Source organism: Kribbella qitaiheensis, from assembly GCF_042657745.1.
Classification (GTDB): domain Bacteria; phylum Actinomycetota; class Actinomycetes; order Propionibacteriales; family Kribbellaceae; genus Kribbella; species Kribbella qitaiheensis.
This window is the reverse complement of sequence record NZ_JBHSKE010000032.1, coordinates 12,153-27,599: the sequence shown is the minus strand read 5'-3', so window position 1 is coordinate 27,599 and position 15,447 is coordinate 12,153. Positions and strand designations below refer to the sequence as shown.

Genomic DNA, 15,447 nt, shown 5'->3' with positions numbered 1-15,447 from the left:
AACGGCACCTCGGGTGCATCGGCAACCCATCCAGAGTTACCGACCAGAGGATGGTGCACCAGTGAGCATCATCGGAGCCCTGATCGGGTACGCCCTGACGGCGTTCATCTTGCTGCTGATCGTGCGCATGGTGCTGGACTGGACAGGTGTGGTGGCGAACGGCGCCCAGTGGGCCGGCCGGGCGCGCTCCATCACTCACGCCTGGACAGAGCCGGTACTCGCGCCGGTGCGGCGAAAGGTGCGCCCGATCAGAGCCGGCGGCCTGTCCATCGATCTGGCATTCACAGTCGTGTTCATCGCCGCCCTGATCCTCCGCTCGATAGCCTTCAGCCTCTAACCGCGGCATCGCAGGTGAGTGGTCGCTCAGTCGTGGATCCGCGAGCCCGGCAATCGATTGCCAATGACCCGAATCCACGACTCGGCGACTTCTCCGACCTAGCGGCGGCGGGAGGCTGCGGGGTGGACTTCGCCGGTGTACTTCTCGCCGGGGCCGGCGCCTGGTTCGTCGGGGATGGTGGAGGCTTCCTTGAAGGCGAGCTGGAGGGAGCGGAGGCCGTCGCGCAAGGGGGCGGCGTGGTGGTGGCCGAGGCTCTGGGCCGAGGCGTCGAGGAGGCCGGCCAGGGCGTCGATGAGGGAGCGGGCCTCGTCCAGGTCCTTGTGCTCGGGGAGGTCCTCGGCCAGGCCGAGGTTGACGGCGGCGGCGCTCATCAGGTGGAGGGCCGCGGTCGAGATGATCTCCACACTCGGCACCTCGGCGATGTCACGCGACACCGTCGACATCGGATCCACCCGCGGCGACTGCTCACCACCGTCTCCAGGGGCGTGGTCGGTCGCTGATTCCGGCGGAGTGGAGACTGGGTCGGTCATGCTGTTACTCTTGCATGGCGACCGACCCGGTCCAGCGGTGACCCCTGAGCGGAATACTCGAGGGCTGCCGGTGGTTCGAGTCTAAGCGGAGGGCCACCTCCCACCCAGTCGATGGAAAGTCGGCGGGTCCCGGTCACGCCGAGGTTCATTCCGGTTCAGGCCGGTGGACAGCGGCGATCGTACGGCGTAGCTCCCCTCAGCGGGGTGGGACCGTCGTCGATCTGGGAATTGGGCCTTCGTGTGGACGCACGGAGGCCTTTCGTCATTTCCAGGGCGAAAACCCCCGCGCGAACACTCAGGTGGCACCAGTAAAAACGAACAACCCAGGAGGACCCATCACCATTGAACTGCGCGTCAACGAGCGCATCCGCGTTCCTGAGGTGCGCCTGGTCGGACCGAACGGTGAGCAGGTAGGCATCGTCCGGATCGAGGACGCACTTCGGTTGGCACAGGAAGCCGATCTCGACCTGGTCGAGGTTGCGGCCACGGCACGTCCGCCGGTCTGCAAGCTGATGGATTTCGGCAAGTACAAGTACGAGACCGCGCAGAAGGCGCGCGAGTCACGCCGGAACCAGACCAACACCGTCATCAAAGAGATGAAGCTGCGGCCGAAGATCGACCCGCACGACTACGAGACCAAGAAGGGTCACGTCGTTCGGTTCCTGCGTGCCGGTGACAAGGTCAAGATCACCATCATGTTCCGCGGTCGCGAGCAGTCCCGCCCCGAGCTGGGGTTCCGGCTGCTGCAGCGGCTGGCCGAAGATGTCAGCGAGCTCGGCTTCGTCGAGTCGTCGCCGCGTCAGGACGGCCGGAACATGATCATGGTGCTCGGACCGCACAAGAAGAAGTCCGAGGCGCGCGTGGACGTGGAAGCCGAGAAGGCCAAGAAGCAGGCCGAGCACGAGGCCGAGCAGGAGGCCGAGCGTGTGGAGCGTGCTGAGCAGCTGAAGCAGCACGAGGCCGAGCGCGCCGCCGGCGCCACCAAGAAGCCGAAGGGTCCGGCAGACAACCTCGATCCGGAGTGATGGTGCGCTCCGGCCGCGAGGCCGGAGCCTCACCCGATCGAGTCAACGAAAGAAACCAGGAGTACATAGCCATGCCGAAGATGAAGACCCACTCGGGGATGAAGAAGCGCATCCGGATCACGGGTTCGGGCAAGCTGCGTCGCGAGCAGACCGGCAAGCGCCACCTCGCCGAGGCGAAGTCGACCAAGCGCAAGCGTCGCCTGTCCGGCACCGTCGAGGTCGCTCCGTCGCACGTCAAGAAGGCCAAGAAGCTCCTCGGTATCTGAGCCAGCTCTTCCCACCCCCCGAACACCCCGCCGGGTGGACCACCTTCTCCGGCGCAGAAACACAAGGAGTAACACCTCATGGCACGCGTGAAGCGGGCGGTCAACGCCCACAAGAAGCGCCGGGTCGTACTCGAGCAGGCCAGCGGTTACCGCGGCCAGCGCTCGCGGCTGTACCGCAAGGCCAAGGAGCAGGTCACCCACTCGCTCGTCTACGCCTACCGTGACCGCAAGGCGCGCAAGGGCGACTTCCGCAAGCTGTGGATCCAGCGGATCAACGCCGCGGCTCGCGCCGAGGGCCTGACCTACAACCGCCTCATCCAGGGTCTTCGCCTGGCCGAGGTCGAGGTCGACCGCAAGATCCTGGCCGACCTGGCGGTCAACGACGCGCCCGCGTTCTCCGCGCTGGTGGCACTGGCGAAGGCGGCCCTGCCGGCCGACCTGAACGCCAAGAGCGACGCCGCGGCCTGAGCCGCAGCGATCCAGTAGCAAAGCAAGCACCGAAGTGGCGAGCCCAGGTCTGCTGACCGCGCAATCCGTGCGGATCAAGCAGGCCCGGAGGCTCGCCACTCGTGCGTTCCGGCGCAAGACCGGGCGCTTCCTGGTCGAGGGACCGCAGGCGGTCCGGGAGGCGCTCGAGCACCGCGAACTGGTGCTCGAGGTGTACGCCGAACCCGACGTGGCCACCCGGCACCGCGACCTGCGGGACCTCGCGTCCGCCGCGGACGTCCCGTGGTACGACGTGAACCGGGCCGCCGTCGAGGCGCTGAGCGAAACGGTCACCTCGCAAGGGGTTGTCGCCGTCTGTCAGTTGGTCGACGTACCGCTGGACCAGGCCGTACCGCGGACCGCGAGCCTGGTGGCCGTCGGCGTCCAGGTGCGGGACCCGGGCAACGCCGGGACCCTGATCCGTACGGCGGACGCGGCCGGTGCGGATGCCGTCGTGCTGTCGGCGGAGTCGGTGGATCCGCACAATCCGAAGGCGGTCCGGGCCAGCGTGGGCAGCCTGTTCCACCTGCCGATCGCGGTCGAGGCGGACGTGGTGACGGCCGCGAAGACCTGGCGTGAGCAGGGCCTGCAGGTGCTCGCCGCGGACGGATACGGCAGTTCCGACCTGGACGAGTGCATCGAGGACGGGACGCTGGCCAAGCCGACCGTCTGGTTGTTCGGCAACGAGGCGCACGGCCTGCCCGACGGCTTCGACGCGATCGTCGACCGCTCGGTGAAGGTCCCGATCTACGGCCGCGCGGAGAGCCTCAACCTGGCCACCGCGGCCGCCGTCTGTCTCTACGCCTCGGCCCGCGCGCAACGCGCTCGTGCCAGTTCATAGACTTTCCCCACATCACTGAAGCAATGGAAGGCCTGTGCATGTCCGGTCCGAACAAGAACTATGACCCGGTCGAGGTGACACCGCTGCACGCCGAAGAGGTGGAGCGGACCCGCGACGAGGCGCTCAAGGCCTTCGAGTCGGCCACGGACCTCGCACAGTTGCAGGAGGCGAAGCTCGCTCATCTGGGCGACCGGTCGCCGATCGCGCTGGCGAACCGTGAGATCGGGGCGCTGCCGCCGCAGGGGCGCAAGGAGGCCGGGCAGCGGATCGGTTCGGCCCGCAAGGCGATCAACGAGGCCTTCGCGGCCCGGCTCGCCATCCTCGAGGCCGAGCACGAGGAGCGGATGCTGGCCACCGAGCGCGTCGACGTGACGCTGCCGTGGCACACTCCCGAGCTCGGCGCGCGGCACCCGCTGTCGCTGATCTCCGAACAGATCGCGGACGTCTTCACCGCGCTCGGCTGGGACGTCGCCGAGGGCCCCGAGGTCGAGGCCGAGTGGCTGAACTTCGACGCGCTGAACTTCCAGCCCGACCACCCGGCGCGGCAGATGCAGGACACCTTCTTCGTCGACCCGCCCGGGTCTGGGACGGTACTGCGGACCCACACCTCGCCGGTGCAGGCGCGGACGATGCTGACCCGCAAGCCGCCGATCTACGTGATCTGCCCGGGCCGGGTGTTCCGGACCGACGAGCTCGACGCGACGCACACGCCCGTCTTCTACCAGGTCGAGGGCCTGGTGGTGGACGAAGGCATCACGCTGGCGCACCTGAAGGGCACGCTCGACCACTTCGTCCAGTCGATGTTCGGCGAGGGGCTGGAAGCGCGGCTGCGGCCGAACTTCTTCCCGTTCACCGAGCCGTCCGCCGAGGTGGACCTCAAGTGCTTCGTCTGCCGTGGCGCGTCCGTCGGCAACCCGGACCGCCCCTGCCGCGCCTGTGGCAGCGAGGGCTGGATCGAGTGGGGTGGCTGCGGTGTGGTGAACCCGCGCGTCCTGCAGTCCGCCGGCATCGACACCGATCGGTACTCCGGGTTCGCGTTCGGGATGGGGCTGGAGCGCACGTTGATGTTCCGCAACGGCGTCCAGGACATGCGGGACATGGTCGAGGGTGATGTGCGGTTCAGCCGCCAGTTCGGGATGGAGATCTGATGCGGGTCCCACTGTCATGGCTTCGTGAGTACGTCGAGCTGCCCGCCGGGGTGACCGGCCGGGACGTCGGCGAGAAGCTGATTCGCGCCGGGCTCGAGGTGGAGACCGTCGACGAGGCGGGCGCGGGGCTGACCGGGCCGCTGGTGGTCGGCAGGGTGCTCACCTTCGAGCCGGAGCCGCAGAAAAACGGCAAGACCATCCGCTGGACCTCGCTCGACATCGGCAAGGACGAGCCGCAGTGGGTCGTCTGCGGTGCCGACAACTATGAGGTCGGCGACCTGGTCGTCGTCGTGCTCCCGGGCGCGGTGCTGCCTGGTGGCTTCGCGATCTCCGCGCGCAAGACCTACGGCCACGTCTCCAACGGGATGATCTGCTCGAGCTCCGAGCTGGGCCTCGGCGACGACGGCACGCACGGCATCGTCGTGCTCGAGCCGGGCGAGGCGAAGCCGGGCGACGACGCGATCGAGCTGCTCCAGTTGCGCGACGACGTGCTCGACATCGCGGTGACCCCGGATCGCGGCTACTGCCTGTCGATCCGTGGCGTCGCCCGCGAGGCCGCCACGGCGTACGGGGTGGAGTTGAAGGATCCGGCGGCGTTGACCGTGACCGGGGTGGAGACCGGCGGCTACCCGGTGCGGGTGGACGACGCGCAGGCGAACAGCGTCTTCGTCACCAGGACCGTGACCGGGATCGACCCGAAGGCTCCGTCGCCGCGCTGGTTGCAGCAGCGGCTGGTGCTGACGGGGATGCGGCCGATCTCGATCGGTGTCGACGTGACCAACTACGTGATGCTCGAGCTGGGCCAGCCGATCCACGGCTACGACAGGGACCGGCTGTCCGGCGAGATCGTGGTCCGGCGGGCGACCCCCGGCGAGAAGCTGATGACGCTGGACGACCAGACCCGCGAGCTGGACCCCGAGGACCTGCTGATCACCGACGACTCCGGTCCGATCGGAATCGCCGGTGTGATGGGTGGCGCGTCCACCGAGATCTCGGAGTCGACCATCGACGTGGTGATCGAGGCGGCGCACTTCGACCCGGTCGTGATCGCCCGTTCGTCGCGCCGGCACAAGCTGTCGTCCGAGGCGTCCCGCCGGTTCGAGCGCGAGGTCGACCCGGCCCTGCCGCGGTTCGCCGCGCAGCGGGTCGCCGATCTGCTGGCCGAGCTGGCCGGCGGCACGATCCAGCCCGACGAGACCGTCATCGACACGCACCTGCTGCCGAAGCGCGTCACCCTTCGCGCCGACCACGCGGCCCGGGTCGCCGGTGCCCCGATCTCGGTCGAGGAGTCGGTCCGCCATCTGCGCGCTGTCGGTTGCTCCGTCACCGGTCCGCAGGGCGACGACAACACCCTGGTCGTCGGTGCACCGTCATGGCGGCCGGATCTGCGGGATCCGAACGACTTCGCCGAAGAGGTCATCCGGCTGTTCGGTTACGACAACGTGCCGTCGATCCTGCCGCCCGCTCCTGGTGGTCAGGGTCTGACCGTGTCGCAGCGTCGCCGCCGGCGGATCGCGACCGCGCTGATCGGGGCCGGGTTGACCGAGGTCGTGTCGTACCCGTTCGTGGGCGACGCCGACTTCGAAGCGATGGGCCTGTCCGCGGACGACCCGCGTCGGACGACGGTCCGGCTGGCTAACCCGCTGTCGGACGAGGAGCCGTCGATGCAGACGACGCTGCTGCCGACGGTACTGCGGACCGCCGAGCGCAACGTCGGTCGCGGGGCCACCGACCTGGCGATCTTCCAGACCGGCCTGGTCTTCCTGCCCCGCCCGGACGCCAAGCCCGCGCCGCTGCCGTCCGTCGTGCAGCGCCCGAGCGACGAAGAGATCCAGGCGCTGAACGACGCGCTGCCGGACCAGCCGCTCCATCTCGCGGTCGTGCTGACCGGTTCGCGGACCCCCTCCGGCTGGTGGGGCAAGGGCCGGCCCGCGGGCTGGGCGGACGCCGTACAGGTGGCCCGGACTGTTGCCGACGCGGTCGGCGTCGAGCCGGTACTGCGGAATGTGGAGCTCGCGCCCTGGCATCCCGGCCGGTGCGCCGAGGTGTCCGTCGGCGGCAAGGTCGTCGGTCACGCCGGTGAGCTGCACCCGAAGGTCTGCCAGGCGTTCGGGCTGCCGGCCCGGTCGAGCGCGGTCGAGCTCGACCTGGAGGCGTTGATGGCGGCCGCGCCGTCGTCGATCGTGGCGGACCCGTTCTCGTCGTACCCGGTGGCCAAGGAGGACGTGGCGCTGATCGTGCCGGCCGACGCCTCGGCGGCGGATGTACAAGCGGCGCTGGCCGAGGGCGCGGGGGAGTTGCTGGAGTCGATCCGGCTCTTCGACGTCTACACCGGCGAGCAGATCGGCGAGGGAAAGAAGTCGCTCGCGTTCGCACTGCGCTTCCGTGCTCCGGACCGGACCCTCACCGAGACCGAGGTCGCGGCCGCCCGCCAGGCCGCGGTACAGGTGACCGTCGACCGCTTCGGCGCTGTCCAGCGCGTCGGCTGACAGTCCGGAGAACGACCGATGACGAAGCCCAGGGTCGCGGTCGCCGCGCCCAACGCGACGGCGGCCGAGGCCGGCGTACGGCTCGCGGCCGAGGGCGGTAACGCGGTCGACGCCGCGATCGCCGCGACCCTGGTGACGATGGTGAACGAGATCGGTGTCGTCTCGCCGGCCTCGGGTGGCTTCGTCACCCTGCAGGTGGCCGGCGGCGAGGCTGTCACCATCGACGGCTGGGTGGAGATGCCGGGCCGCGGCCTGACCGGCGAACGGTTCGGCCGCGGCGTCTGGGACGTGACCACCGACTACGGCGGCGGGACCACGACCACCGTGGGGCACGGGTCCGTCGCCACGCCCGGCGGGATGAAGGCCCTCGACCTGGCGCACCGGCGTTGCGGCAACGCGCCGTGGAGCGAGGTGGTCCGGCCCGCGATCGAGGTCGCCCGGCAGGGGTTCCCGCTGAGCCGGACGTCGGGCTACTACCTCGGCTACACCCACGAGATCATCTTCGGCTGGCACCGGCCGAGCCACGGGGTCGTGCACGACGACGACGGCGTGGTGATCAAGGCCGGCACGAACGTGGTGATCCCCGAGCTCGCCGAGGCACTCGAGCTGATCGCCTCGGCCGGCGCGGAGACCATGTACACCGGGGAACTGGCCGAGCTGCTCGTCCGGGACATGGCCGACAACGAGGGCATCCTGACCGCGGAGGACCTCGCGGCGTACGAGGCGATCGTCCGGCCGGCGCTGACCGTCCGGCAGAACGGCTGGACCCTCGCGACGAACCCGCCGCCGGCTGTCGGCGGTGTCGCGGTCGCCGCGATGCTCGCCCTGCTGGACGGGATTCCGAAGCAGGGCAGCTGGCGTCCGGACGAGCTGGAGCGGCTGGTCGAGGTCCAGCACGCCGTACTGGGTCAGCGGCTGGCCGAGCTGGACGTGGAGGACGTGCGCCGGCTCGAGGGGCAGAAGGTGCTCGACCTCGCGGCGGCCGGAGATCTACGCGCGCTCAGCTCCCCCAGTACCGCGACCGTCTCGGTGGTCGACAACGAAGGTGACGCCTGCGCGATCACGGTGTCGTCCGGGTACGGCTCGGGTGTGATGACACCGGGCACGGGCATCTGGTTGAACAACGCGCTCGGCGAGCAGGAACTCGTGCACGGCGGGCCGCACAGCCTCGCGCCGGGTACCCGGCTGACCTCGAACATGGCGCCTAGCGTGGCACGGCGGGACGGCGACGGCGCCGTACTGGCGATTAGCTCGCCCGGGTCCGACCGGATCCCGACCGCGATCGCCCAGGTCTACGCGCTCTACACGCACGGCGGGCTGTCGCTCGAGGAAGCGGTGGAGCACCCGCGGCTGCACGTCCGGGTCCGCGAGAACGTGGTGGTCGACTTCGAGGAGGACCTCGAGGTCGAGGGCGCCAGCAACCTCCCGGTCCGCCCGATGCCGCCGCACTCGATGTACTTCGGTGGGGTCGCCGCGGCCTTCTGGGACCCCACCGACGGACTGCTCGCGGTGGGGGACCCGCGGCGCACCGGAGCGATCGCGGTGTCACCCGAGAGCTGACTACCTGTTACTTTCACCCCGGCCGCATCGATCGGCTGCCCACACGGTGCACCGGGCATTCACCCGACACCCGACCCTGGAGGACAGCCGGACATGGGGGACCCCGAACTCTCCGTCGTCGTGCCGATGTACGACGAGGAAGAGGTGCTGCCGATCTTCTTCGAACGGATGCGCCCGCTGCTCGACGGACTCGACATCGGCTACGAGGTACTGGTGGTCGACGACGGCAGCCGGGACGCGACCGCGTCGATGCTGCTCGCCGCGGCGACCGACTGGCCCGAGCTCCGCGTCGTCCGCCTGCTCCGCAACTCCGGTCACCAGGCCGCGCAGTCGGCAGGGTTCCGCCGCGCCCGCGGCCGCTACCTGGTCACCATCGACGCCGATCTCCAGGATCCGCCCGAGGTGATCGCGGACTTCCTCGCCACCGCGCGGGAGAAGGACGTCGACGTCGTGTACGGCGTGCGCTCCGACCGGTCGAGTGACTCCTGGCCGAAGCGGACCACGGCACAGCTGTACTACCGGCTGATGTGTCGTCTGGTCGGCAAGGACATCCCGTTCGACGCGGCGGACTTCCGGCTCGTCTCTCGTCGGGTCGTGGACACCGTGAACGCGTTGCCCGAGGACGGCCGCGTGTTCCGGCTGGTCATCCCGTGGCTTGGGTTTCCGAGTGCCGAGGTGAAGTTCGTTCGCGCCGAGCGGGCGGCAGGGGTGACGAAGTACAACTGGTCGAAGATGTTCCGGCTGGCCTTCGACAGTGTGACGGCGTTCTCGGCCGCTCCGCTGCGGCTGGCGACCTGGCTGGGACTGCTCGGCGGGGTGGTGTCGGCCTTGTTCGTGATCGGTGCTCTGGGCATCAAGCTGGCGGGCAACAGCGTCCCTGGCTGGACCTCTACGGTCCTCGCGGTCAGCATCATCGGGGCGATCCAGTTGCTCTGCCTGGGGCTGCTGGGTGAGTACGTGGCGCGGCTGTTCCAGTCGAGCCAGCGGCGGCCGCAGTTCCTGGTCGGCTACGACAGCCTCGAGGACCCGGGCCACCAAGCGCTTGACGAGGTCCCCAGTAGATGAACCTCGCCCTGGTCTCCCGGGACCGCCCCCGCACGCACAGAGCGGACGCCGGCCACGGGACATTGGCCCGGCTGTTGCCTTGGCTCCTGCCGTTCCTGGTCACAGTGATCTCCCTGCTCTCGCTCGACGTCCCGATCGGCGCGATCGCGAAGTACACCCTGTACTTCGCTCTGGCGGTCGCGTTGCCGGGAATCCTGATCCTGCGGGGGTTGTGGCGGAGTACGGGGAACTGGGCGGAGGACTTCGGGCTCGGGGCGGCCGTCGGGGCCGTGTTCCAGCTGGCCGGCTGGGCGATCTTCACGGCGCTCGGCTGGCAGCGGTGGCTGGTGGTCTGGCCCGCGCTGGCGCTGATCGCGTTCGCGTCGCTGCCACGGCTGCGGAAGTACTGGCGGATCGCGGAGCCCCGGCCGCTGCCCTTGTGGTGGACGTGGGGGATGGTGATCGCCGCGACCGTGCTGCTCGGTGGGACTGTGCTCGGCGCGATGAAGTACCACCCGGCGCCGCCGGACGGAACGTCGTACTACCAGGATCTGCTGTACCACCTGTCGATGCTGAGCGAGCTGACCCGCTCGGTGCCTCCGCAGTTGCCACAGGTGGCGGGGGAGTCATTGGACTACCACTGGTTCCCCAACGCCGACATGGCTGCCTCGGTCGACATCACGAAGCTCTCGCCGATCACCGTGCTCTACCGGCTCTGGCTGCTGCCACAGGTGCTGGTGGCGCTGCTGGTCTTCGCGACGCTGGCCCGGACCGTGAGCCGCGCGTGGTGGACCGGAGTACTGGCGGCGGCTGCTCTGGCCGGGCCGAACCTCTTCCTGTTCATCGACACGAGCGTGAACCTGTCACCGCCGTTCAGCCTGCTGAGCCCGTCCCAGACGTTCGGGATGACGGCCGGAGCCGCGGCCGGGATCTTCCTGATCGACCTGCTGATCCGAGGTACCGGTGGCAAGGGGTTGTGGCTGCTGGCCCTGGCCGTCGCGGTCGTGGGTGGTGGTTCCAAGCCGACGATCCTGCCGATCCTGGTCGGCGCGGTCGGGTTGCCGGCGCTCCTGCCGATGATCCGCGATCGTCGGCCGCCCTGGCGGTTCATCGCGGCCGGTTCGCTGCTGGTCGCCGCCGCGGTCGCCACCATGGTCACGGTCGCCGGCAGCACCAGCGGGTCGGGGCTGCAACTCCTCGCCGTGGTGAAGACCCAGGGCGGCTACCTCGCGGCGACCAAGGACCCGACCCCGGCAGGTGAGGGTGGAGTGATTCTCCCCGCGTTGACGTCGGGGAACCTGCTGTCCATCGGCGGCGCCGCCGTCGTCGCGGTCCTGTTGCTGACCTGGCACCTGCTGGCTGCCACCGGGTACGGCCTGCTCGCCAGGCGTGAACTGCGTCGCGATCCGCTCGGGTGGTTCCTGCTCGGCGCGCTGATCGCGGGGTGGGCCGGCTTCCTCCTGGTCGACCATCCGTCGGTCAGCGAGGGGTACTTCGTGTACAGCGTCGTGCCGTTCAGCCTCGCCGCGACGGGCTGGCTGCTGGCGACCTGGACCCGCGCCTACGCACAGCCCTTCCGGCGAGCGGCGTTGCTCAAGATCGCGGCGGTCGCGGTGCTGCTCGGTGGGGTCTTCGCCCTCATCCTGTTGACCACGGACGAGACTCCGCGGGGCTCGCAGTTGCATCGGGTCCTGCTCGTCGGGCGGCCGCTGATCGCAGTCGTCGCCCTGACCTGCGTGCTGGTGTTCGTCTGGTTCCGGTTGGCGAGCAGCAGGCCGGCGATGACCGGCCTCGGCGGCATCCTCGTCCTGCTGACAGTGCTGGTGGTGCAGTCGGCAAGGACCTTCGAGCAGAACCTTCATCTCAACGGTGGCCAGCAGGCGCAGACCTACACCTCCGCGCGCTGGTGGGTCTACCCCGACGAGCAGAAGGCCGCCCTCTGGCTCGCGAAGAACTCCGCGCCGACGGACATCGTCGCCTCCAACACCTGGTGCCGTCCGGCCGCGCAACAGGGCCCGGGCTGCGACGCTCGCGGCTACATCGTCAGCGGGATCGCCGGCCGCCGTACCTTCATCGAGGGCTGGGGCTACACCTCCCAGGCGATGGTGAACCAGGGCGTCGGCGGCAGACCGTACACCCAGCAGCCCTCGCCCTGGCCGGAACGGGTAGCGCTGACGAATCAGGCACTCTACGAACCGACAGCAGCCGTCCTGCGCCGGCTCCGCGACGAGTACCACGTCCGCTGGCTGTACGCCGATCTCTTCAGCGGACCGGTGTCTCCCGAGCTCGACAAGCTGGCCGTGCTCCGACACAGCGAGCAGCGGGTCCGGATCTACGAACTCACGCCCTGATCCCAGTCAGTTTGTTCGGTAGCGCAGCAACACGATGCCGGAGCGGAACGGCAGGGTCTGGACGAGCGTCAGCCGAGCGGTCCCGTCCTCGAACAACCGCCGTCCCTTGCCGACCACTGTCGGATAGACGAACAGCCGGTACTCATCGACCAGGTCCGCGGCGACGAGCTCGTGCACGAGACGGATGCTGCCGGTGGTGACGATGTCCTTGCCCGGCTGCTCCTTGAGCTTCCGGATGCCATCCCGCACCGGGCCCCGCAGTACGGTCGTGTGCTGCCACCGCGGATCCTGCAGAGTGCTGGACACGACGTACTTCGAGACCGCGTTGAGGTAGTCGGAGATGCCGGTCTGGTCGTCGGTCTGCTGAGGCCAAAAGCCACGCATGTCCTCGAAGGTCCGGCGCCCGACCAGGAAGGCGTCGGCGGCCTCGCGCTGGCGGGTGATCTCATCGATCAGGTCGGACGAGTCCTCGCCGTCGGCGGGGTCGAACCACCCGTCCGTCGCTTCGATCACGCCGTCGAGGGTGATGTTCTGGGTGACGATCAGGTCCCGCATGGTGGCTACCTCCGGGTGTCGACTGTGGTCATACCGGACGTCGGAGGCGGTCGGTGTGGTTCGACATGATTCAGGTCAGCTCAAGGGAGGTCGGTGACCATCATGAGCTCGTCGCGGTAGTCGTCGGGGGCGACGCGGACCGCTCGGGGGTGGTTGCCGACGATGCGGTAGCCGAGGCGCTGGTAGAACTCCTCGAGGCTGTTGCCGTCGCGGATGGTGAGCTGGAGCTGCTCCAGGCCGAGTTCCACGGCCGAGTGGCGTAGGCCGTTCATCAGCAGCCGCCCGGCGCCGCCACCCTGGTACTTCGGGTGCACCATCACCCGCAGCACGGTCCGCCAGTGCTGACTGAGCGGACCCTCCTTGCCGACCAGCAGGCCCATCCCGACGTACCGCTCGCCGTTGTGCAGCACGCCAAGCAGGTCCTTGCCGCCGGCGACCCGCTCGAGCGCCAGGTCCAGCGTCTCCGCGACCAGATGCACCGGCGCGGGCGCGGTGAACCCGACGCTCCCACCCGCATCCGTGGCCGCGATCCAGGTATCCAGCAAATCCGCCCGCAGCCCCGGGTCCGACACCCCGTCCGCAGCAACCACGACGTACTCCACAAACCCTCCCAAATGCGACTGACTTGCATCTGGCAGTCTACGGTCAACCCAGGCCACCGTCTCGTCCGCTCCTCCGTCGCTCCCTTGCCCGCCCGGCGCGGGGTGGCTCCGCGTCCGACGTGTCGCGCGAATCAGCCACGGTGGATGCCGGCATTCGGTCCGGCAATCGCTGAGTCCGAGCGAGCGATGTACGGAACGACAGGAGTACTGCGTTCTCTCTGCGCCTCAGCCGCCTCCGTAGGCGTGGAGGCTGACGTCGCGAGCCACGACTTCCTGTCATTCGGTACAGCCGTGCCGGAGCAGCAGCTCGGAGAGCGCTTTGTGAGGGAGCCAGTCCGCCTGACTCCCTCGCGGGGTTGTAACCATTCAGAGCAATGGTTCACCCGGCCCGCCGCGTCCGCAGTACAGACTCTTACCGCGGCTACTGCTGGGGCAGGTCGGGGAGGCGGGGGATGGCGGTGAGTTTGTCGGGGTTGCGGACCACGTAGATCTGGCAGATCCGGCCGCTGTCGTCGATCTCGGTGAAGCCGACGCTGTCGACCTCCTCGCCGTTGTAGGCGATGAAGGCGTCCTCGCCGTTCAGCTCGGCCAGCCGGATCTCGAAGCCGGCCGCCTCCTCGTCGGCCGCGAGGACCCCGAACAGCCAGCGCGCGATCTTCTCCGCGCCATGCAGCGGCCGGAGCGCGGCCTTCTTCTTGCCGCCGCCGTCGCTCACCAGCACGACGTCCGGGGCGAGCAACGAGACGACCTGGTCGAAGTCGCCCGACCAGGCGGCCGCGAGGAACTGGCTGGTCACCTCGGTGTGCCGCGCCTTGTCGACGCGGTGCCGCGGTTGCCGCGCGTGCACGTGTTCCCGGGCCCGGTGTGCCAACTGCCGTACCGCGGTCTCCGACCGGCCGAGGGTGTCCGCGATCTCGCCGAACGGGAGGTCGAACACCTCGCGCAGTACGAAGGCCGCGCGTTCCAGCGGTGAGAGGGTCTCGAGCACGACGAGCATCGCCATCGAGACGGAGTCCGCGACCTCCGCGACCGCCGCCGGGTCCTCCGTCGCCGGCGCGGCCGCGATCGGCTCGGGCAACCACGGGCCGACGTACTGCTCGCGCTGCGCCTTCTGCTGGCGGAGGCGGTTCAGCGCGAGGCGGGTGGTGATCCGGATCAGGTACGCCCGGACGTCCCGGATCTCGGCCCGGTCCACCGACGCGGCCGCCCAACGCAACCAGGTCTCCTGGACGACGTCCTCCGCGTCGGCGACACTGCCGACCACCCGGTATGCCGCGCCGACGAGCACCTGCCGATGCTCGGCGAACTCGGCGGCGAGCTCCTCCTCGGTGCCGGGGGGTTCGGTGTTGCGTGATTCCGTCACGCCGGCCTCAGTTCGCAGTACCTCTTGAAGCCCTGGCTGGTCAGGCCGAGCGCGGAGTTGGTCCGCGAGCGGAAGTTCTCCAGCGAGACCTGAGTGGTGAGCTCGACCAGCTCGGCGTCGTTCAGGTCACGCCGCAACCTCTCCACCTGCTCGTCGGTCACCTCGGGTGGGGTGGCCGTCATCGCCTCGGCGTACTCCATCACCGCGCGCTCCAGATCCGTGTAGACGTCGCTGTCCCGCCACCGCGGCACGGCCCGGAGCTTGACCGGGTCGATGCCCTGGTGGTGATACTCCCAGTACCCGAAATCCATACACCAACTGCAGCCGATCTGCCCGGATGCCACCATCCCCGCGAGCGCCTTCAGCGTCGGATCGAGCTTGTTCCACCGCGCCGCCGACAACTCCAGCAACCCCGTGCTGACCAGCACCCGCCGGTTGTGCAACGCCGCCTTCCCCGGATCCAGCACCTGCCCGTACTTCTTCCGGCTCCACCGCTCCATCGCCCGCACGAACACCGTCCGCCGGTGCTCCATCCCGATCCGCGCCATCTGCTCCTCCTCCGTCTCCCCCTCCGGACACGCGGACCCGCCCCAGGCGTGACATGACCCACGTCACACCACGACGAAGACGGCCTTGCGCTCTGCGCTGCGGCGCGGGTGGCGTGCAGAGGTAGGGACCTGGGACACCACGCGGGGACCTGTGACAGGGTATTTCGTATCCGAGGCCCCGACAGGGTGTCCGAGGCCACACGTTGTGCGCCGGTCCCGACGGGTGTCCTAGGCCGCACCTTGTGCGCCAGTTGAGTGTTCGAGCGGCCGGGATCTGCTCAGGCGGTGCACAGAGTGCCGGT

15 protein-coding genes are annotated in these 15,447 nt (G+C 69.3%); 10 read left to right on the top strand and 5 right to left on the bottom strand.

What is annotated here, in order from left to right; translation table 11 throughout:
- Nucleotides 1-61: 61 nt before the first annotated feature.
- Nucleotides 62-337, top strand: coding sequence for a YggT family protein (locus ACFPJ1_RS22270; protein ID WP_380106632.1), 276 nt, complete (start codon nt 62-64; stop codon nt 335-337).
- A gap of 98 nt (nt 338-435) precedes the next feature.
- On the opposite strand, the gene ACFPJ1_RS22265 is transcribed toward ACFPJ1_RS22270, so the two are convergent.
- Nucleotides 436-867 (bottom strand): DUF1844 domain-containing protein, encoded by a 432-nt coding sequence (locus tag ACFPJ1_RS22265; protein ID WP_380106630.1) that lies wholly within the window; start codon nt 865-867, stop codon nt 436-438.
- 299 nt (nt 868-1,166) lie between these two features.
- On the opposite strand from ACFPJ1_RS22265, the gene infC reads away from it, so the two are divergent.
- The 9 genes from infC to ACFPJ1_RS22220 all read left to right on the top strand — a co-directional run bounded on the left by infC (nt 1,167) and on the right by ACFPJ1_RS22220 (nt 12,077).
- Nucleotides 1,167-1,892: a translation initiation factor IF-3 gene (gene infC / locus ACFPJ1_RS22260; RefSeq protein ID WP_380106628.1), complete on the top strand. Its 726-nt coding sequence runs from the start codon at nt 1,167-1,169 to the stop codon at nt 1,890-1,892.
- A gap of 71 nt (nt 1,893-1,963) precedes the next feature.
- Nucleotides 1,964-2,158, top strand: coding sequence for a 50S ribosomal protein L35 (gene rpmI, locus ACFPJ1_RS22255; protein WP_020390993.1), 195 nt, complete (start codon nt 1,964-1,966; stop codon nt 2,156-2,158).
- Between the two features lie 78 nt (nt 2,159-2,236).
- Complete coding sequence (rplT, locus tag ACFPJ1_RS22250; RefSeq protein WP_132196459.1) at nt 2,237-2,626, top strand: 50S ribosomal protein L20; 390 nt, start codon at nt 2,237-2,239, stop codon at nt 2,624-2,626.
- A 34-nt stretch (nt 2,627-2,660) separates the two neighbouring features.
- Complete coding sequence (locus ACFPJ1_RS22245; protein WP_380106624.1) at nt 2,661-3,485, top strand: TrmH family RNA methyltransferase; 825 nt, start codon at nt 2,661-2,663, stop codon at nt 3,483-3,485.
- 38 nt (nt 3,486-3,523) lie between these two features.
- Complete coding sequence (gene pheS, locus ACFPJ1_RS22240) at nt 3,524-4,633, top strand: phenylalanine--tRNA ligase subunit alpha (RefSeq protein ID WP_380106622.1); 1,110 nt, start codon at nt 3,524-3,526, stop codon at nt 4,631-4,633.
- Nucleotides 4,633-7,122, top strand: a complete 2,490-nt coding sequence (gene pheT / locus ACFPJ1_RS22235; protein WP_380106620.1) for a phenylalanine--tRNA ligase subunit beta — start codon at nt 4,633-4,635, stop codon at nt 7,120-7,122. The genes pheS and pheT overlap by 1 nt, the downstream gene beginning before the upstream one ends.
- A gap of 18 nt (nt 7,123-7,140) precedes the next feature.
- Complete coding sequence (locus tag ACFPJ1_RS22230; protein ID WP_380106618.1) at nt 7,141-8,682, top strand: gamma-glutamyltransferase; 1,542 nt, start codon at nt 7,141-7,143, stop codon at nt 8,680-8,682.
- A 93-nt stretch (nt 8,683-8,775) separates the two neighbouring features.
- Nucleotides 8,776-9,747, top strand: a complete 972-nt coding sequence (locus ACFPJ1_RS22225; protein WP_380106616.1) for a glycosyltransferase family 2 protein — start codon at nt 8,776-8,778, stop codon at nt 9,745-9,747.
- Nucleotides 9,744-12,077, top strand: coding sequence for a hypothetical protein (locus ACFPJ1_RS22220; RefSeq protein WP_380106614.1), 2,334 nt, complete (start codon nt 9,744-9,746; stop codon nt 12,075-12,077). The genes ACFPJ1_RS22225 and ACFPJ1_RS22220 overlap by 4 nt, the downstream gene beginning before the upstream one ends.
- A 6-nt stretch (nt 12,078-12,083) precedes the next feature.
- On the opposite strand, the gene ACFPJ1_RS22215 is transcribed toward ACFPJ1_RS22220, so the two are convergent.
- From ACFPJ1_RS22215 to ACFPJ1_RS22200, 4 genes are all read right to left on the bottom strand, one after another.
- Entirely contained in the window at nt 12,084-12,632 is a 549-nt protein-coding gene (locus ACFPJ1_RS22215; protein ID WP_380106612.1) for a dihydrofolate reductase family protein, read from the bottom strand.
- 80 nt (nt 12,633-12,712) lie between these two features.
- The gene (locus ACFPJ1_RS22210) at nt 12,713-13,234 is read right to left on the bottom strand and encodes a GNAT family N-acetyltransferase (protein ID WP_380106610.1); all 522 of its coding nucleotides are present in this window, start codon (nt 13,232-13,234) and stop codon (nt 12,713-12,715) included.
- Between the two features lie 421 nt (nt 13,235-13,655).
- Complete coding sequence (gene sigJ / locus ACFPJ1_RS22205) at nt 13,656-14,597, bottom strand: RNA polymerase sigma factor SigJ (protein WP_380106608.1); 942 nt, start codon at nt 14,595-14,597, stop codon at nt 13,656-13,658.
- The gene (locus ACFPJ1_RS22200; RefSeq protein ID WP_380106606.1) at nt 14,594-15,145 is read right to left on the bottom strand and encodes a carboxymuconolactone decarboxylase family protein; all 552 of its coding nucleotides are present in this window, start codon (nt 15,143-15,145) and stop codon (nt 14,594-14,596) included. Before ACFPJ1_RS22200 ends, sigJ begins: the two co-directional genes overlap by 4 nt.
- Nucleotides 15,146-15,447: the final 302 nt, after the last annotated feature.

Coding starts and splice junctions, on each gene's coding strand:
- ACFPJ1_RS22265 (WP_380106630.1), bottom strand. CDS start 867: ATGACCGACCCAGTCTCCACTCCGCCGGAATCAGCGACCGACCACGCC.
- rpmI (WP_020390993.1), top strand. CDS start 1,964: ATGCCGAAGATGAAGACCCACTCGGGGATGAAGAAGCGCATCCGGATC.
- rplT (WP_132196459.1), top strand. CDS start 2,237: ATGGCACGCGTGAAGCGGGCGGTCAACGCCCACAAGAAGCGCCGGGTC.
- pheS (WP_380106622.1), top strand. CDS start 3,524: ATGTCCGGTCCGAACAAGAACTATGACCCGGTCGAGGTGACACCGCTG.
- pheT (WP_380106620.1), top strand. CDS start 4,633: ATGCGGGTCCCACTGTCATGGCTTCGTGAGTACGTCGAGCTGCCCGCC.
- ACFPJ1_RS22230 (WP_380106618.1), top strand. CDS start 7,141: ATGACGAAGCCCAGGGTCGCGGTCGCCGCGCCCAACGCGACGGCGGCC.
- ACFPJ1_RS22225 (WP_380106616.1), top strand. CDS start 8,776: ATGGGGGACCCCGAACTCTCCGTCGTCGTGCCGATGTACGACGAGGAA.
- ACFPJ1_RS22220 (WP_380106614.1), top strand. CDS start 9,744: ATGAACCTCGCCCTGGTCTCCCGGGACCGCCCCCGCACGCACAGAGCG.
- ACFPJ1_RS22215 (WP_380106612.1), bottom strand. CDS start 12,632: ATGCGGGACCTGATCGTCACCCAGAACATCACCCTCGACGGCGTGATC.
- ACFPJ1_RS22200 (WP_380106606.1), bottom strand. CDS start 15,145: ATGGCGCGGATCGGGATGGAGCACCGGCGGACGGTGTTCGTGCGGGCG.